Origin of the sequence: Agaribacterium haliotis, from assembly GCF_002312815.1 — a bacterium.
Taxonomy (GTDB): Bacteria; Pseudomonadota; Gammaproteobacteria; order Pseudomonadales; family Cellvibrionaceae; genus Agaribacterium; species Agaribacterium haliotis.
The window spans coordinates 76,721-93,391 of record NZ_NKQJ01000015.1 but is presented as its reverse complement, the minus strand read 5'-3'; the positions used below and the strand labels follow the sequence as shown (position 1 = coordinate 93,391).

The 16,671-nt window shown below is 53.1% G+C and carries 17 protein-coding genes and 2 tRNA genes; 6 read left to right on the top strand and 13 right to left on the bottom strand.

The features are described from left to right. Window positions 1-621 carry an HvfX family Cu-binding RiPP maturation protein gene (locus CFK45_RS16450; protein WP_096087539.1) on the top strand — a complete coding sequence of 207 codons (621 nt, stop codon included), beginning with the start codon at window positions 1-3 and terminating at the stop codon, window positions 619-621. 34 nt (window positions 622-655) lie between these two features. Here CFK45_RS16450 and CFK45_RS16445 read toward each other — a convergent pair whose 3' ends face one another. Further along, window positions 656-1,237: a phosphoribosyltransferase gene (locus tag CFK45_RS16445; protein ID WP_096087538.1), complete on the bottom strand. Its 582-nt coding sequence runs from the start codon at window positions 1,235-1,237 to the stop codon at window positions 656-658. Then, entirely contained in the window at window positions 1,230-1,802 is a 573-nt protein-coding gene (locus CFK45_RS16440; protein ID WP_096087537.1) for a DUF1415 domain-containing protein, read from the bottom strand. The genes CFK45_RS16445 and CFK45_RS16440 overlap by 8 nt, the downstream gene beginning before the upstream one ends. Window positions 1,803-1,957: 155 nt before the next feature. Here CFK45_RS16440 and CFK45_RS16435 point away from each other — a divergent pair, with 155 nt between their 5' ends. Then, window positions 1,958-4,966 carry a methyl-accepting chemotaxis protein gene (locus tag CFK45_RS16435; protein ID WP_096087536.1) on the top strand — a complete coding sequence of 1,003 codons (3,009 nt, stop codon included), beginning with the start codon at window positions 1,958-1,960 and terminating at the stop codon, window positions 4,964-4,966. 90 nt (window positions 4,967-5,056) lie between these two features. Next, window positions 5,057-5,884 carry a sulfite exporter TauE/SafE family protein gene (locus tag CFK45_RS16430; RefSeq protein ID WP_096087535.1) on the top strand — a complete coding sequence of 276 codons (828 nt, stop codon included), beginning with the start codon at window positions 5,057-5,059 and terminating at the stop codon, window positions 5,882-5,884. Here the strand turns inward: CFK45_RS16430 and CFK45_RS16425 are convergent. Beyond that, the gene (locus tag CFK45_RS16425; RefSeq protein WP_096087534.1) at window positions 5,881-6,060 is read right to left on the bottom strand and encodes a zf-HC2 domain-containing protein; all 180 of its coding nucleotides are present in this window, start codon (window positions 6,058-6,060) and stop codon (window positions 5,881-5,883) included. The genes CFK45_RS16430 and CFK45_RS16425 overlap by 4 nt on opposite strands. Next, complete coding sequence (locus tag CFK45_RS16420) at window positions 6,053-6,664, bottom strand: RNA polymerase factor sigma-70 (protein WP_096087533.1); 612 nt, start codon at window positions 6,662-6,664, stop codon at window positions 6,053-6,055. The genes CFK45_RS16425 and CFK45_RS16420 overlap by 8 nt, the downstream gene beginning before the upstream one ends. Before the next feature lie 104 nt (window positions 6,665-6,768). Here CFK45_RS16420 and CFK45_RS16415 point away from each other — a divergent pair, with 104 nt between their 5' ends. After that, a complete protein-coding gene (locus CFK45_RS16415; RefSeq protein ID WP_096087532.1) occupies window positions 6,769-7,272 on the top strand; it encodes a DNA-deoxyinosine glycosylase in 504 nt (167 codons plus the stop codon). Window positions 7,273-7,281: 9 nt separating this feature from the next. On the opposite strand, the gene CFK45_RS16410 is transcribed toward CFK45_RS16415, so the two are convergent. The 9 genes from CFK45_RS16410 to CFK45_RS16370 form a co-directional block, all read right to left on the bottom strand. Next, window positions 7,282-7,632, bottom strand: a complete 351-nt coding sequence (locus tag CFK45_RS16410; protein ID WP_096087531.1) for a hypothetical protein — start codon at window positions 7,630-7,632, stop codon at window positions 7,282-7,284. Window positions 7,633-7,790: 158 nt separating this feature from the next. Then, window positions 7,791-7,867, bottom strand: a tRNA-Met gene (locus CFK45_RS16405). 127 nt (window positions 7,868-7,994) lie between these two features. Further along, window positions 7,995-9,086, bottom strand: coding sequence for a redox-regulated ATPase YchF (gene ychF, locus CFK45_RS16400; protein ID WP_096087530.1), 1,092 nt, complete (start codon window positions 9,084-9,086; stop codon window positions 7,995-7,997). A 23-nt stretch (window positions 9,087-9,109) separates the two neighbouring features. Next, window positions 9,110-9,706, bottom strand: a complete 597-nt coding sequence (gene pth / locus CFK45_RS16395; protein WP_096087529.1) for an aminoacyl-tRNA hydrolase — start codon at window positions 9,704-9,706, stop codon at window positions 9,110-9,112. A 27-nt stretch (window positions 9,707-9,733) separates the two neighbouring features. Continuing rightward, entirely contained in the window at window positions 9,734-10,369 is a 636-nt protein-coding gene (locus CFK45_RS16390; protein ID WP_096087528.1) for a 50S ribosomal protein L25/general stress protein Ctc, read from the bottom strand. A gap of 139 nt (window positions 10,370-10,508) precedes the next feature. Continuing rightward, window positions 10,509-11,441, bottom strand: coding sequence for a ribose-phosphate pyrophosphokinase (locus CFK45_RS16385; RefSeq protein ID WP_096087559.1), 933 nt, complete (start codon window positions 11,439-11,441; stop codon window positions 10,509-10,511). 71 nt (window positions 11,442-11,512) lie between these two features. Further along, a tRNA-Gln gene (locus tag CFK45_RS16380) sits at window positions 11,513-11,587 on the bottom strand. Between the two features lie 222 nt (window positions 11,588-11,809). After that, window positions 11,810-12,382: a lipoprotein insertase outer membrane protein LolB gene (gene lolB, locus CFK45_RS16375; protein ID WP_096087527.1), complete on the bottom strand. Its 573-nt coding sequence runs from the start codon at window positions 12,380-12,382 to the stop codon at window positions 11,810-11,812. After that, window positions 12,379-14,118 carry a tetratricopeptide repeat protein gene (locus tag CFK45_RS16370; RefSeq protein WP_096087526.1) on the bottom strand — a complete coding sequence of 580 codons (1,740 nt, stop codon included), beginning with the start codon at window positions 14,116-14,118 and terminating at the stop codon, window positions 12,379-12,381. Before CFK45_RS16370 ends, lolB begins: the two co-directional genes overlap by 4 nt. A 190-nt stretch (window positions 14,119-14,308) precedes the next feature. Between CFK45_RS16370 and hemA the strand changes: the two genes are divergently transcribed. Then, a complete protein-coding gene (hemA, locus tag CFK45_RS16365) occupies window positions 14,309-15,568 on the top strand; it encodes a glutamyl-tRNA reductase (protein WP_096087558.1) in 1,260 nt (419 codons plus the stop codon). A gap of 18 nt (window positions 15,569-15,586) precedes the next feature. After that, on the top strand, window positions 15,587-16,669 hold the full coding sequence (gene prfA / locus CFK45_RS16360) for a peptide chain release factor 1 (RefSeq protein WP_096087525.1): 1,083 nt from the start codon (window positions 15,587-15,589) through the stop codon (window positions 16,667-16,669). Window positions 16,670-16,671 lie beyond the last annotated feature (2 nt).

Sequence of the window (16,671 nt, the reverse complement as noted above, 5' to 3'; positions counted from 1 at the left end):
ATGAATACACTAACTTCTTTCGCCTGTAAGTCTTGGTCTACGTTTGATAAATCACGGCGAGCAGATTTTATAGCGCCGCTATTGTTGCGCATCTATCTGGCGCCAATTTTTATTCTTGCTGGCTGGGGAAAGTTAACTGCGCTTGATGACACTGCCTGGTACTTTGGCGAATACCTTGGCCTGCCTATGCCAGGCCTGATGGCCCTGCTTGCCGGTCTGGCGGAGTTTGTTGGCGGTATATGTCTTCTTGTTGGTTTTGCCGTGCGCTTAAGCGCGGTGCCGCTGATGATAACGATGTTAGTGGCTGCCTTCAGCGCGCACTGGCAATTTGGTTGGCACGCCCTTCCTGAGAGCACTTTAACAGTGCCCTGGGAGTGGCGCACGGATCTTATCGCTGAAGCGAACGAACGCAAAGCCGCAGCGATCAGTTTATTAAAAGAGCACGGTAACTACGCTTGGCTCAGCGAAACTGGTAGTTTTACCGTGCTAAAAAATGGAATTGAATTTGCGGCAACCTATTTTTTGATGCTGTTGGTACTGTTTTTTATTGGCGGTGGGCGCTACCTTGCTGTCGATTGGTGGCTCGCACGCCACTTCGCATGCAAAAAATCCGTCGAGTAGCTCGCCTTTTTGTCGTTTGCCTTGCCCACTAATTTTATTGTTGGGCGGGGTTGTTGTTTAAGAGCGGTGCGCACAACTTGGCAATCTGCTCGCCTTTACCCTTGCTGATTTCGTCGAGGCTCAGGCCGATAAGTTCGTGTGGGAAAACTAGCCAGTCGTCGGTTTCGTGCATATAAAAATCGGGCTTGCGTCTGGTCTGGTTACTCTGGGGTTTATACCAGGGGCAGGCTACTTTTATATGCTCCGGAAGCTCTTCGGCGCAGCGCAACTTAAGTTCATTGACGATGGCTTCGATTGAACGCCCGGAGTCAAATACATCGTCGATAATAAGTAGCTTGTCTTTTTTACTCAGCTTTGGCACCAGCTCGCTTAAGCCACTGACTTGAATAGTGCATCGCTGTTGCCCTATGCCTGTATACGAGCTGGTTTTAATCGCGCAGTGCTCACAGTTGATGCCGGCGAGCGCAAGCAGCTCCTGAACGGCAATAGCCGTGGGTGTGCCTCCACGCCATACACCAATAATAAAATCCGGATTAAACTGGGCTTGGATAATGCTTGTTCCGAGCTTGAGAGAGTCGAGTAATAACTCGTCGGCACTGATAAAATACTTATTCATCTGTGTGTAGGTTTAGGTGAGAAAAGAGTCTGTGTAGCTGTGTTGTGTTGAGCGTGTTAACGGTTTGAATATTGCGCTCGTAAATTCGCTCGGGCTCGGGGTAGTGCTCGAGCGCAGCGCTTAGGCTGCTTTCCCGAATGATATGAAAGATTGGCAGCGGCGAGCGGTTGGTCAGGTTTTCTCTGTCGTTTTTTTCGGTGCCGGCAAATTGGTAGTCGGGGTGAAAACTGGCAAGTTGAAATTGTCCGTGCCAACCCATTTGTTCGAGGTGACTGTTGGCCAAAGCCAGAAAGTCGTTGTAGTCGTAGAAGTCGTCTAGCGCTTCACTGCATGCGATCAGTGTGGTTTCACAGTAATCAGGCTGTTCAGGGATTTGGGCCGCCAGGCGTCGGTATTCGTCATTTAAGGTTTGCAGCAAGTCGCTGTCGGCGGGGCCGCTATAGATACTTATACGTATTTGTTTTTGCGCATAAGGCTGGGTTGCAAACGGACACAGCCCAAGGCCGATAACGACATCGCGCAGCCACTTTTCTATGCTTTCTTCGGCAGTTATTAATTTGTTCATAGTGGCTATTATACGGGCTCACTGGATGGCTTGCGCGCTCCGTTCAATCGGCCGCTCAGTAGCCGCGATCATTTTTAGTGTCAACAGGCTATGCCTGAACTAGGGTAATAAGAACGCCTAAAGATATATTTGATTGCATTTCAAGGAGTGAAGCCATGCTCGCATCACTGCTAACGCGTCTACACAACGCTTCCTTAGCCCGTAAAATTCAATTGATCGTGCTGCCGTCGATGGTTTTGTTGGTGGCCGTGGTGCTGCTTGAACTGTGGCAAAATATGCGCAGCATTCGCGATGCACAGGTTACTGCGCAAGTGGTTGAATTGGCTGCGGTGCTCGACGGTGTTGCGCACAACCACGCGGTTGAGCGCGGTTTGACGGCGGGCTTTCTCGCCAGCGGCGGAGAGCTCGGCGCCGATAAACTAAGCACTCAGCGGCAAAAAGCCGATGTCAGTCGCGAAGCCCTGATTGCCGAGCTCGACAGCAGCTTTGTGTTGTCGCTACCGCCAGCCATGCGCGAGCATTTGCAAGAACTTGCCGGCGAGCTCGCCTACGTGCCTGAGCTTCGAAAGCAGGTCGATCAACTGGATGCGAGCAACTCGCCATTTCTAATTTATTCTGCCATCAATAAAATGTCGCTCGATGCGATCGATGAATTAAGCTCAATGATTCGCGACATGGAAGTGGTCAAGGGCCTGCAGGCCTTAGTTGGTTTGCTCTGGTTAAAAGAGCGTTCAGGGCAGGAGCGCGGTGCCTTAAACGGCGTATTTGCCAGTGGCACGTATTCGATGGACAAGCTGTTGAGTGTCAACCACTACATCAATGATCAGGGGGCTCAGCTCGATTACATATCGCGGAACATGTCGAGTGAGCAGTTCTCGCAACTGATGGAGCAAATGAGCTCAAGCGCCAACAGCGAAGTGCTTCGCTTGCGCCAGGGTTTTTTTGACGCCGTTGCCGGCGAGCGATTGATGCCCCGAGATGCCAATCACTGGTTTCAGGTGTCGACGCAGCGTATAAAAAAAATCAAAGCGGTGGCCGACTCGCTCAGTGCGTCTGTTGATAAAACTGCGCACGCCAAAGCGCGCAAGGCTATGTTTTTGTTTTGCGTGTTGGCAGTGGGGGCGGGCCTTATCTGTTGGTTGATCTACCGCTTTAGTTCGTGGGTCAGCGAACAAATTCGCCGCCGTGTAACCGAACTCACGCACAAGCTAAACGAAGTTGCCCAGGTTAAAGATTTCAGTCAGCGTATCAACGAGCAGGCCAGCGATGAGATTGGCTTGGCGGCGCACGCGTTTAACAGTTTGTTACACGAGCTGCAGCGTGCCATTGAAGCGGTTACCAGTACGGTATCCAATGTGGCTTCGGGCAAGTTCGACACGCGTATCAACGAGCGCTTTGATGGCGACTTAGCTGTATTGAAACAGGGCGTGAATCAAAGCTCGGAAAAAGTCGAACAGACCATGGCGGCTCTGGCTGAAGTGATGCAAGCGCTTGCGCAGGGGCGTTTTGATGCGCGCATGAGCCACGCGGTTGAGGGGGAGTTCAAGCAGCAGGTCGACGGAGCCATGCAGGCGACCGAAGCGGCGATTAACAGTGTCGCAGGGGTTATTGGCGCAATGAGCCAGGGCGATTTTTCCGCGCGTATCGACAAGCCTTTGCCCGGGGTGCTCGGTGAGCTCAAGCGCAGCGTGAATGCTTCGCTCGACAATATTGCTGCGGCGATGACGGATATCAGCGACTGTGTGCAGGCACAGAAATTGGGGCAGTTTTCCTGGCGTATTCGCAACGATTACTCCGGCGACTTACAGCAGCTTAAAAATGGCATTAACGATAGCATGCAGAGCATCGATGAGGCGCTGCAGGATCTTAATCAGATATTTCGCCGTATCCGCAGTGGTGACTACAGCATGCGTATCGACAGGGCCATGAGCGGTGATCTCGGTGAGATGAAAGATGGCATTAACGCATCGTTAAACGAACTGGATGCCGCCATTGGTGAAATTGTCGATGTTGCCTCTGCGCAGCAACAGGGGCGTCTCGATGCGCGCATAAGCGGTGAATACCAGGGGCAGCTGGCTGAATTAAAAAACAGTTTAAACAGCAGTGGTGCGACACTTAATTTAACGGTCGACCTTATCAGTGAGCTGATGTTTAAGATGCAGGCGGGGGATTTCAGCGGGCGTATACAGGTGCCGATGCTCGGCGTGTTCGACGATCTTAAACTGGCGATTAATGAGTCGTTAGCCTCGCTGCAACACGCGGTTCGAGACTTAACCCGAATTGCGACAGCGCAGAAAAAAGGCGAGCTGTTTCAGCGTATGGAAGACGGCCATGTTGGAGAATTAGCGGTGATACGCGATGCTGTGAATGCGTCGATGAGCAATCTCAGCGACATTGTTCAGCAGGTTCAGCAGAGCTCAACCCATACGCTGTCTATGACCAGCGATCAGAGCAGTGCAACATTTGAAATGAGCCGGCGCACGGAAAGCCAAGCCGCTGCCCTGCAGCAAATTGCGTCAACGATGGAGCAAATAGCGGCTGCCGCCGGCAATACTGAACAGCGCTGCACACAAATTGGCGAGCAGTTTAACAAGGCGATTGGCGCCAGTGACAGCTCCTTAAAAACGGTTGATGAAACGGTTAGCTCGATGGAGCAAATGCGCGCTTCCAGCCAGAAAATAGCCAGTATCACCAGCATGATTGACGAAATTGCGTTTCAAACAAACTTACTGGCTTTAAATGCCGCGGTTGAAGCCGCGCGCGCCGGTGAGCAGGGCAGAGGTTTTGCTGTGGTTGCAGCGGAAGTTCGCGAGCTGGCTCAGCGCTCTAGTGACGCTGCGCGCTCTATTAAAGAATTGATCGCCGATAACGATAAAAAAGTAGATGTCGCCTGGGAGCTCAGTCAAAAATCCAAACAAAACCTGGGCCATATCGCCGAGGTTTTGGCGAGCTCATCTGAGTTAACACGGGAGGTTAGCAGGGCGGCGACAGAGCAGAACCAGGGTGTGCAAGAGATTAATTCGGCAATTAGCTCTCTTGATTCTATGACCCAGGAAAATGCGGCAATGGTTGAGCAAAGTAAAGCCGCAACAAAAAGTGTCGAGGATCAAAGTGAGCGCATGCACGCGCTGCTCGGTTTTTTTGTGCTTCGACACAGCGCTTAACCGCTATTTTATTCTGCGTGTCTGGAGGCTGGCGGTTTTATTGTCTTATTTGCCAGCCATTACTTATTTGCATGGGTTAAACTTGCGCCCATGGATCTTGTTGTTGGCCTATTGGCTCTTATTTGTGCCGGTTGCTGCGCCGGTTTGTTAGCTGGCCTTTTTGGGGTTGGCGGCGGCATCGTTGTTGTTCCGGTGCTTTATTTTTTACTGCAGGCACAGGGGCTTGATGTCGCTTCGGCAATGCTTATTGCAAGTGCCACGTCGCTGGCAATTATGATTAGCACCAGCTTTTCTTCTATGCGCAGTCATTTCTCAAGAGGCAATGTCGATGTGCTGTTATTGCGTCGCTGGGGGCCTTTCATCTTTGTTTCGGCCGCTGTTGTTGCGAGCCAGGCTGTGCGTATCGGCGGTTTAGTTGCCGCACTGGTTTTTGCCTGTGTTGCGTTTATTGCCGCGCTCAATATGCTTTGTTCAAGTTCGTCAGATCAGCAAGCTGCGCAAACAAATAAAGTGAAAAGTATGCCAGCTTGGCCCGGGCAGGCTGTGTATCCGCTTAGCATTGGTGCGATAGCGGTGTTGATGGGGGTTGGCGGTGGCACGTTGACGGTGCCCGTGCTGAGCTTTTACGGCTATACGACACATCGCGCGGTCGGCACCGCCGCAGTATTCGGTTTTTTGATTGCGCTGCCTGGCGCGTTTGTACATTTATTGTTTTCGCAGACACCAGCTGATGCACCGGCTTATACCTGGGGGCTTATCAGTGTGCCGGCTCTTGTTGTGATAATGCCACTGGCGGCGCTGTGTGCGCCACTCGGGGTTCGTTTGGGAACGCGCTTCTCTTCGGTTCAGCTAAAAAAAGTTTTTGCCTATTTTTTATTGTGCTGCGCTGTATTTATGTTTGCCCGAGCGTTGTATTAATCGTCGCGCTGCTTAAATTTTTGCATGGCTTTGCGCAAAGTATTTAAGTTGCCGCTGAAGCTCTTGCAGCGTTTGCACATCATCAAGTGCATTTTTAATTGCATGCGTTCAGAAAAGTTTAACTTGCGCTCCTGCGCTAAAGACAATAGACGAGTGACTTCTCGACAACTAAGCATAGGCTTCTCCCTCGCTGTACCAGCGCATTTCTAGGCACTGCTGCAAGCGCATGCGCGCGCGATACAGAATGACATGTAAATTGCTGACGCTCAGATCTTCATTGTTACAGATCTCATCGGATTCGAGACCAATAAACTCGCGCATCATAAATACTTTGGCTTGGCGCTCGGGCAGGTTTTCGAGGCAAATTTCAAACACTTGCCAAAATTGATCCTGTTTAAAGCTCGCTTCCGGGTCGCCCCAGCTATCCGGGCCCATGCCTTTGTGCCAGTGCCCACGCTCGTCAAACAGGCGGGAAAAATCCTCGTCTTCATCCGCGCTGTTACCGGCGAGATTGGTCATTTCCACAGTGCGGTGGCGCTTGCGCAGAATATCGGCAATCTTGTTTTTAAGTATCGCAAACACCCAGGTTTTATAAGCGCTTTTACCTGCAAATGAGCGGGCATTTTTGAGTGCGCCAATTAACGCTTCTTGCACTGCATCCTCCGCCAGTTGGTGATCGTTGAGCTGCATATTGGCAAACTTCAACATTTGGCTTTGCAGTTCTTGCATGTACGCCGCGTCGGAAAATTGCGCGTGCGCGTCGTTGTGGTCGGTGCTCATGGTTCCTGCCCTGAACAAAGAGAAGGGGCCTATTCTAAGGAACTTGAGCCTTGGCATGCAAAGCATGGTTTAATAGTCGCGACTATTTCTCATTTCTTACGTTTATGTTACTGAACAGTTTCGAGCCGCTGTGGCGCGAAGACGCCCATATTCTGGTGCTCGGTTCCATGCCCGGTGTCGCCTCACTCGAGCAGCAGCAGTATTACGCCCACCCGAGAAACTTATTTTGGCCTTTGTTGTTTAATGGTGATTTGTCTGCGGTGCCGCAAGACTACAGCCTGCGCTGCTGTCGTTTATTTGATCGGCGCCTCGCTCTTTGGGATGTGCTGAAGCACTGCCGGCGAGCGGGCAGCCTGGACAGCGCCATCGAAACACAAAGCGAAGTTGCCAATGATTTTGCGTATTTGTTTAAACGCTTACCGCTGTTAAAACGCATTTGTTTTAATGGCCAGAAAGCCGCGCAGAGTTTTTCGCGGCATGTAATAAAAGCGGGGCTCGATTGTTCTGCTTATGAGTTGTTAACCCTGCCGTCTACGAGCCCTGCCAACGCCGGTATTAGCTATGAAAAGAAATACCGGCTTTGGGCTGAGGCTTTGCAATTGCTATGAAGCTGCTCGTTACCGGCGGCTTTTTTGCTGTTGATAACAGGCTTCGAGTAAATCAAAGCAGCCGCTGAAGCTCTTCGCCATTTGCTTGACCAGGCCAGAGGCATTGGCTTCGGGACTTTCATGCATCTTTACTTGGCGGTGGCGCACAATATTGATGTGCCAGCGCTGCTCACTGTTTTTGCTGCAGTCGCGTTTAAACTCGAGAGAGTAGGCCGGCTGCTCACTAGCTAAGATAATGTCGAGCACGCCGCCGCCGCAGCGGCCAAAATATTTGAGTGTCTCGTCGCTGAAGTCTCCGCCAAAGGTGGCGTGAGGCGTGCTGCTTTGATCGTAAGCTGTGCCTGTTTGACATAGTTTCATAGATCTTCTCCACGCTTGTGTTGCTACTTGGACTTTAACCCTATAGCACGGGTTTCAAGCTGGAGAAAAAAGCGCTGAGGCAGTTGATTTCACTCAAAGGGGAGTGGCATAGGCACAAAAAAAGGCGACAAGTTTTCACTTATCGCCTTTTTGAAGGATGGTAGCTAGGGGCAGGGTTGAACTGCCGACCTCAGCATTATGAGTGCTGCGCTCTAACCAACTGAGCTACCTAGCCACAGGTTTATCTCGTTCACTGGCCGGGCCTAGTTTGCGAGAGGCGCGTATTTTGCTGATCAAGCCAGTTAAAGTCAAGCGGCAAATAGCGAGTTTTTTAGCTGTGTTTGATTGCGCTAGCTGATGGCTTAGACGTTGAAGCGGAAGTGTACAACGTCGCCGTCGACAACGACGTAGTCTTTGCCTTCAAGGCGCCATTTACCGGCGTCTTTGGCGCCGTTTTCACCGTTAAACTCGACAAAGTCATCGTAGGCTACGACTTCTGCGCGGATAAAGCCCTTTTCAAAGTCGGTGTGAATCTTGCCCGCCGCTTGCGGCGCCGTTGCCCCGACAGGGATGGTCCAGGCGCGAACTTCTTTAACGCCGGCGGTGAAATACGTGTGTAAGCCCAGAAGTTCGTAACCGGCGCGAATCACGCGGTTCAGGCCGGGTTCTTCTAAGCCTAAGTCGGCTAGGAACTCGGCTTTTTCTTCGTCTTCGAGCTCGGCAATTTCAGCTTCTAGTTTGTTGCACACCGGCACAACAACCGCGTTTTCGTTACTGGCAATGTCGCGCACGGTATCGAGCAGTTTGTTGTCTTCAAAACCGTCCTCTTCAACGTTGGCGATGTACATAGTTGGCTTTAAGGTCAGCAGGCTCAGCTGTTTTAGATCGGCCTTTTCATCGTCAGTTAAATCAAAGCTGCGCAGCGGCAGAGCTTCGTTCAGGTGGGGCAGAATCTTCTCGCACAGCGCCTTCATCTTGATGGCATCTTTGTCTTGGCCTTTGGCCAGTTTGGCGAAGCGCTGCAGCGATTTTTCAACACTTTCGAGGTCAGCAAGTGCTAACTCAGTATTGATAACGTCGATATCGGAGCTCGGATTTACGGCGCCGTCGACGTGGATAACGTTGGGGTCATCAAAGCAGCGCACAACGTGGGCAATGGCGTCGGTTTCGCGAATATTGGCCAGGAACTGGTTGCCGAGGCCCTCACCTTTGGAGGCGCCGGCAACGAGGCCTGCGATGTCGACAAATTCCATGGTGGTAGGAATGACTTTCTCGGGTTTGACGATGTCGGCGAGTTTGTCCTGGCGCGGATCGGGTACTGGTACGATGCCGCTGTTTGGCTCAATCGTACAGAAAGGGAAGTTTTCCGCGCCGATGCCTGCTTTGGTCAGGGCGTTGAATAAAGTACTTTTACCGACGTTGGGCAGGCCAACGATGCCGCATTTAAAACCCATGAGTTTTACCTAGTTAAAATAAGTTACTTGGTGCGAGAGTGCAGCTCGCGTGTGGCTTTGTCCCAGTCTGCGCTGACAACGTCATCGAGCACTCTGAGGCTCTCATCGATAGCGGTATCGATGGCTTGCTGGTCTGCCGCTGCTGCGCGCTTTAATACATAGGATGCGACCTGAGAGGCCTGGCCGGGGTGGCCTATACCTAAGCGCAGGCGCGCAAAATTCTTATTGTTGGCCAGGGCGCTGATAATGTCGCGCAGGCCATTGTGACCGCCGTGTCCGCCACCTATTTTAAGGCGCGCCACACCGGGGCTTAAATCGAGTTCGTCGTGTACCACTAAGATTTCCTCGGGCGCGATTTTGTAAAAGCGTGCGAGGGCGCCAACGGCTTGACCGCTGCGATTCATATAGGTGGTGGGTACAACAAGATGCACATCGCTATTGGCGATGCGTGCTTTGGCGCAGAGGCCAAAAAATTTGGGGGAGGGCGCCAGAGTGGAGCCCACCTGACGCGCCAGCAGTTCAACTAAATCTTGACCTGCATTGTGGCGCGTTCGCTCGTAGTCGGAGCCCGGATTACCCAGGCCCACGATCATACGAATAGGCACAGCCTTAGATTTCATAGTTGATCTCTCGGGCTGGCCTCAGACTTATTCGCCTGCTTCTTCTTCAGAGTCGCCAGCTTCGTCTTCAGCTGCGCCGCGGGTCTTGATGATCGCTGCAACAGACTGGTCGTGGTCGGCACCGTGGCTCAGAGCAACAGACTCAACGCCTTTAGGCAAAGTCAGGTCAGAGATGTGTACGGTTTGGCCAACTTCAACTTCAGCCAGATCAACTTCGATGAACTCAGGGATGTTAGCTGGCAGACAGCTTACTTCCAGTTCGGTGATCAGGTGATTAACGATACCGCCCTGCTGCTTAACGCCAACAGAAGTGTCTTCGTTGATGAAGTGCAGAGGAACGTTCATCTTCAGTTTCTTGGTCTTGCTCACGCGGAAGAAGTCAGCGTGGTAGATCTCAACTTTAGATGGGTGACGTTGCAGATCCTTAAGGATCACGTCTTCGCTTTTGCCGTCGATGTTCAGCTCGATAATGTGGCTGTAGAACGCTTCATTTTCGAGGTGCTTGATCAGCTCTTTGTACTCAACGCTGATGTTTTGTGGCTTTTTCTTACCGCCGTAAACGATGGCAGGAACAAGGCCAGCTTCGCGACGCAGGCGGCGGCTCGCACCTTTCCCTGAATCGTCACGAGCTTGAGCGTCTAATTTAAAATCTTCAGTAGACATAAGACTCAACTCTATAAGTTAGTTAAAAAAATAAACCCCGCTGCCCGCGACCAGGACAAGCGAGGTGTTTTCACGAAGCCAAACAGCTCTTGCGGAGCAAGTGCGGCTGGCTGCCGTGCTCTTTCAGTGTGCTGTGGGCCTATTCGGCAAACATCGCACTGAGAGATTCTTCATTGCTGATGCGACGCATCGCTTCAGCAAGCATATCCGCCAGGGTCAGTTGGCGAATGACTTTACATTTTTTTGCGTCGCCGACCAGTGGAATGGAGTCGGTGACTACCAACTCATCCAGTTCGCTCTTGTTTAAGCGTTCAACGGCCGGGCCGCTGAGTACAGCGTGAGTGGCGTAAGCGATAACTTTTTTCGCGCCGTGCTCTTTGAGCGCGCTGGCGGCATTGCACAGGGTGCCGGCGGTATCGACCATGTCATCAACCAGCAGGCAGGTGCGGCCTTCGACCTCACCGATAATATTCATAATTTCGGCAACGTTCGCGGTTGGCCTGCGTTTGTCGATAATCGCAAGCTCAACACCGAGCTGCTTGGCCACCGCGCGTGCGCGAACGACACCGCCAATATCCGGCGATACGACAACTAAGTCTTCAAAATTCTGGCGCAGAATGTCTTCAAGCAACACTGGCGAGCCGTAGACATTGTCGACCGGCACATCAAAAAAGCCCTGAATCTGTTCGCTGTGTAAGTCGACAGTCAGCACGCGGTCAACACCGACGGTGACCATCATGTCGGCGACAACTTTTGCAGTGATCGGCACTCGCGCGGAGCGAACGCGTCGGTCCTGGCGGGCGTAACCAAAGTATGGAACCACGGCAGTAATACGACCGGCTGAGGCGCGGCGCAGGGCGTCAACAATAACAAGCATTTCCATCATGTTGTCATTGGTTGGAACGCAGGTTGGCTGGATAACAAATACATCGCGACCGCGCACGTTCTCATTCAGCTCGACGCGAATTTCGCCGTCTGAAAACTTGTCGACCATAATGTCGCCAAGGGGAACATGAAGTTTGTCTCCAATGCTGGCCGCAAGTTCTGGGTTAGCATTGCCGGTGAAAACCATTAAGTCAGCCACGTAAGACCTCTTTGTATACTCACGTCATCGGAGTTAAGAGTGTGGCGAGCGGAAGGAAATGGCTGGGGTGGAAGGATTCGAACCTTCGAATGACGGGATCAAAACCCGCTGCCTTGCCGCTTGGCTACACCCCAGTAAAACTCGGTTGGGGAGGCGCTTATCGTCCAATTTGGACTGCCCTCGAGTATATAAACTCAGCGTTTATCTACCTTGTCGGGAAAGTCGTTTTCCCTGCCCCCCTCGAGGAAGGCCGGTACTTTAATGGCGCTTTTCTTAGTTGTCAAACCTTTGTTGAGCTTTTTTTAGCATTGGGCTGCTCGTGTGGCTTAACTTGCCGGCGCTTTGTCGTTTGGCGCTCAAATTGCCTGCCAGTTTTGGATAATGAGTTTGACTTGATAGGGCGCCTGCAGGGCTTTGATTTTTCCCGGCAGGGTTAAAGAGCCCTGTTGTTGAAAGCGGCTGAGTTCCAGTTGCCAGCCCTGCTGTTCAAATCCAATTAAGCGCCCGCTATCGCTGTATTGGCTGTTGCTGATGGGGAAGTTTGGGCTCGGCAGCCCGCGCACCCACCAGCGCAGCATATCGACCGGCATTTCCATGCCGACGAGCTGCAAAAACAACTGCTCGGCGCTGGCGGCATAGTGTTCGCCATCGGCATTGCGCAGCACAGCACCGCTGTTGTCGCTCTCTATTTCAATGCGCCCGGCGCCAAAAGGGCCGCTGAGGCTGATGTAAAAGTCGCTTTTATTTTGGCGCCACAACAACACTGCGCTGTGACCTTCGTCGGCAGTGCGCAGGGCGATTTTGCCACTGAGCTGCCAGCGCTCAAGGTCGCGGGCGTGACCGGCTTCGCCGCTGAGCTTTTGATATTGGCTGCTGCAGGCCACCAATAAACTTAAGGTGCCAATGAATGCAATAAGCCTGAATTTCACAGCTCAACTCCGAGGCGCTGCAGGGTGGTTAAGATCACGGGGCTCTGGGGCCTGAGCTCGAGCCCTTCGCGCCAGATTTTGCGCGCGGCCCGCTGCCTGCCTTGCTGCCAGAGCACTTCGCCAAGGTGGGCGGCGATTTCGTGGTCCGGGAAGATCTCATAAGCGCGGCGCAGAAGTTTCAGTGCTTCGTCATACTGCTGTTGTTTAAAGCGCAGCCAGCCCATGCTGTCGACGATGGCCGCATCTTCTGAGTCGAGCTCGTAGGCGCGCTCTATATATAAGGTGGCATCAGCGAGTCTGTCGGTCTGGTCGAGCAGGGTATAGCCGAGTGCGTTTAATGTAGCGGCACTGTTGGGGGCCTGGCTGAGTACGACCAGAAAATCTTGCTCGGCTTTTTCCGGTTCACGTATTTCTGTGTAGTACATCGCGCGGCTGTAGTGCAGGCGAACACTGCCTGGGAACTGCTCAAGCGCGACTTTATACAAAGAGGCCGCCTGCGCTTTTTGGCCGGCGCTGGCCAGGGTTTCAGCTTCAATCTGATACAGGGATTCCTGTGCTTCGGGGCTGCTCGCCTGTTCGCGGCGACCGCTGATAAAAGCTTGGGCGCTGCTAAAACCTTCGTTGGAGGCGATTAGGTCGGCGGCGCGCGACGAGGCATCAACGTAGCGGGGCCCGTCTTTAACCGCGATGAAATAGCTCAGTGCCTGGCGAGCGTTTCCCCGCTGGGCTGCGAGCAGGCCGAGATTGTAGTTGGCGGTGCTCTGGTGTTGCTTGCGGCTGATCAGGGTCAGGAAGTTGCGCTCGGCTTCATCGAGTTCGCCTTGGTCAAACTGCAGCAGGGCGAGGTTGAGCAGGATGTCGGCATCCTGTTTGTCTTGCCGGTGCAGGATTTCGTACTGCTTCATCGCCAAGTTTAAATCCGAGCCAATCAGCAGCTGGGCGTAGCGGTTGCGAAGCTGGATGTTTTCCGGCTGCAGCTCGACCATGCGGCCGTAGGCATCAAGTGCTTCGTCGTTGCGCTGCAGGGCGCTGAGCACTCTAAACTCCTGAAACAGGGCGCGGGGGTTACTGTCGTCTATTTTATTGGCTTTTTGAATTGCCGTCAGCGCCGGTTCGAGCTCGCCGAGGCTCTGCAGCAAGATGCTGTGGCCGACAAGCAGCTCTGGCACGCGGGGGTATTGTTTGCGCAGCTCGGCATAGGCCGTGCTGAGCTCGCTGCGGCCGGTATAATTTTTTTGCGCGGCGTCGATGGCAATATCTTCAAAGCCGGCACTGTGGCCGGCAGCGAGCAAGCGCTGGGCTTCGGCAAAGGCCTGTTCAAAACGCTCGGCGTAGATGTACTCGGAAATTAAAATAAAGCGCGCTTCGTAGCTGCCGGGGTCGAGCTCGCGCCACTGTTCGGCGAGCACTAAGGTTTCGTCGTGTTTCTTTAATATGCGCGCAACCTGGGTGGCGCGGGCGGTGACGGCAACATCGCGACTGCTGATGGCTTCTTCAACGTAATTGTCGAGGCCGATATCGTAGTACTCTCGCACCAGCGCCAGCTCCGCCGTCATCAGCCGGTAGAGGCTGTCCTGGCCAAAGTGCAGGTTTTGCTCAACTTCAACATCTGGCAGCGGATCTATGGCTTGCTCTGAGGGCTGATAATTGGCACAGCTAAACAGGGTGACAAGGGCTAGGCTCGTTACTGCGGGTCTGATTAATGCAGGGCGCTGGGGCCTGCGGCTAAAGAACATCGGGACTCCAGCTCTCCTCGGCGGCTGACTACTTTAATATATGCTTTTGCGCCGTCACTATAGCGGCAATGCTTCACATGTCGTTAGCAATTAGTTGGCGAATTGCACATATTCCGCTTTTTAGGCCTTGCCGACAAGGACACTAGGCCCGAAAATGCACGGTTTTATTCACCAGCAGCCCAGGCGGCTCATGACTCTCTTTGCTCTCGGACTCAATCACACTACGGCGACGGTCGACGTGCGCGAAAATCTCGCTTTCGCCCCAGACGAAGCGCAGCGCGCCTTAAAGCAGGCCTGCGCCGAGACCATGGTGTCGGAGGCAGCGATACTCAGCACCTGCAATCGCACTGAAGTCTATGGGCTCAGTGAGAAAAGTCTTGAGCAAATCAGCGCTTGGCTGGCTGAGTTTAAGGGCCTCGATGTCGCTGAGTTCAGCGCCTGCAGTTATGGCAAGCAGGGCGCTGAAGCGGTGCGCCACATGATGAAAGTCGCGTCCGGCCTCGATTCGCTGGTGCTGGGCGAGCCGCAGATCCTCGGGCAGATGAAAGACTGTTACGCGCTGGCCGGCGAGGCCGAGGTGCTCGGTTCGGGCATGCACAGCTGTTTTCAGCAGGTCTTTGCCACGGCCAAGCGAGTGCGCTCGGAAACGGCCATCGGAGAAAACCCGGTATCGGTTGCCTATGCTGCAGTTAGTCTGGCGCAGCAGATTTTCTCAGATCTGAGCAAAGATACAGCGCTGTTGGTGGGTGCGGGGGAAACCATTGAGCTGGTTGCCCGGCACTTGCGTGAACAGGGCATTAAACGTTTACTGATTGCCAACAGAACCCTGGAAAACGCCCGCCGCCTCGCTGCCGAAGTGGGCGCCGAGGTGCTGTTAATTCCAGAGATCCCCGACTATCTGGCCGATGCTGATATCGTTATCTCGTCAACGGCGGCGCCTTTGCCGTTGATCGGCAAAGGCATGGTTGAGCAGGCCCTAAAAAAACGTAAACACAAAATGATGTTTATGGTAGATATTGCGGTGCCGCGTGATATTGAAGCGCAAGTCGGTGAGTTAAACGATGTTTTTCTCTACACTGTCGACGATCTGACCGAGGTGATCGATGAAAATCGCCGCTCGCGTCAGCAGGCGGCCGAGCTTGCGCTCGACATCGTTGAAGAGGGCGTGCGCAAGTACGAGCAAGAGCACCGGGCACTGAGTGCGGTTAGCAGTATTAAAGCTTTTCGCACACAAGTTGCTTCGCTGACCGAGCAGGAGCTGGATAAAGCGCTGAAGAATTTGCGTTCGGGGCAGGACCCGGAAGAGGCTTTAAAGCGTTTGGCGAATAATATCGGCAATAAATTTATGCACGGCCCAACGGCGGCAATGAAAAAAGCCGCGAGTGACAACAATGTTGGCCTGCTACAACACATAAAAAAAATATTTTCTATTGGTGATGTCGACGACTGACATCAAAAAAGCATAACTATGAAACAGAGCATTTTAGATAAATTATCCCTGCTGGCTGAGCGTTATCAGGAGGTGGGGCATTTGCTCGGCGATGCCGATGTGATTGCCGACCAGAATCGTTTTCGCGATTTAGGCAAAGAGTACGCCGAGCTTGAGCCGGTTGTAAAAACTTACGAAAGTTACCAGCAACTGCTCGATAATATTGAAGAGGCAAAGTTGCTTGCCGCCGATGACGACCCCGACATGCGTGCGATGGCGCAGGAGGAGTTAAAAAGCAGTGAGGCCGAAGTTGAGCCGCTGGAGCTCAACTTGCAAAAACTGCTACTGCCAAAAGATCCCAACGATGCTAAAAATGTCTTTCTCGAAATTCGCGCTGGCACCGGTGGTGATGAAGCGGCTATTTTCTCCGGCGATTTATTTCGCATGTACAGCCGCTATGCCGAGAGTCGCGGTTGGCGCATCGAAGTGATCAGTGAAAATGCCGGCGAGCACGGCGGCTTTAAAGAAATCATCACGCGTGTGGTTGGCCAGGGGGCCTACAGCCAGTTGAAGTTTGAAAGTGGTGCCCACCGCGTGCAGCGGGTACCGGAAACCGAGAGTCAGGGGCGCATCCACACCTCGGCTTGCACTGTGGCGATTATGCCGGAAGCCGACGAGCTCGAGTCCATCGACATTAATAAGGCCGACTTAAAGGTTGATACTTTTCGCGCGTCGGGGGCCGGTGGTCAGCACGTCAACAAAACCGACTCGGCGATACGCATTACCCACCTGCCGACAGGTGTGGTCGTTGAGTGTCAGGACGAACGTTCGCAGCACAAAAATCGCGCCAAGGCGATGGCTCTGCTGGCTTCGCGCCTGCAGCAAGCTCAGGAAGAAGCCGCCGCGGCGGCGCACAGCGATCAGCGCAAGTCTCTGGTCGGCAGTGGCGATCGCTCCGAGCGCATACGCACCTATAACTACCCCCAGGGGCGGGTAACCGATCACCGCATTAATCTCACACTCTATAAGCTGGCAGAAATTATGGAAGGCAGTCTCGACGAGGTGATTCAGCCGCTGGTCAATGAGTACCAGGCCGACCAGCTCGCTGCGCTGAGCGAATAAGC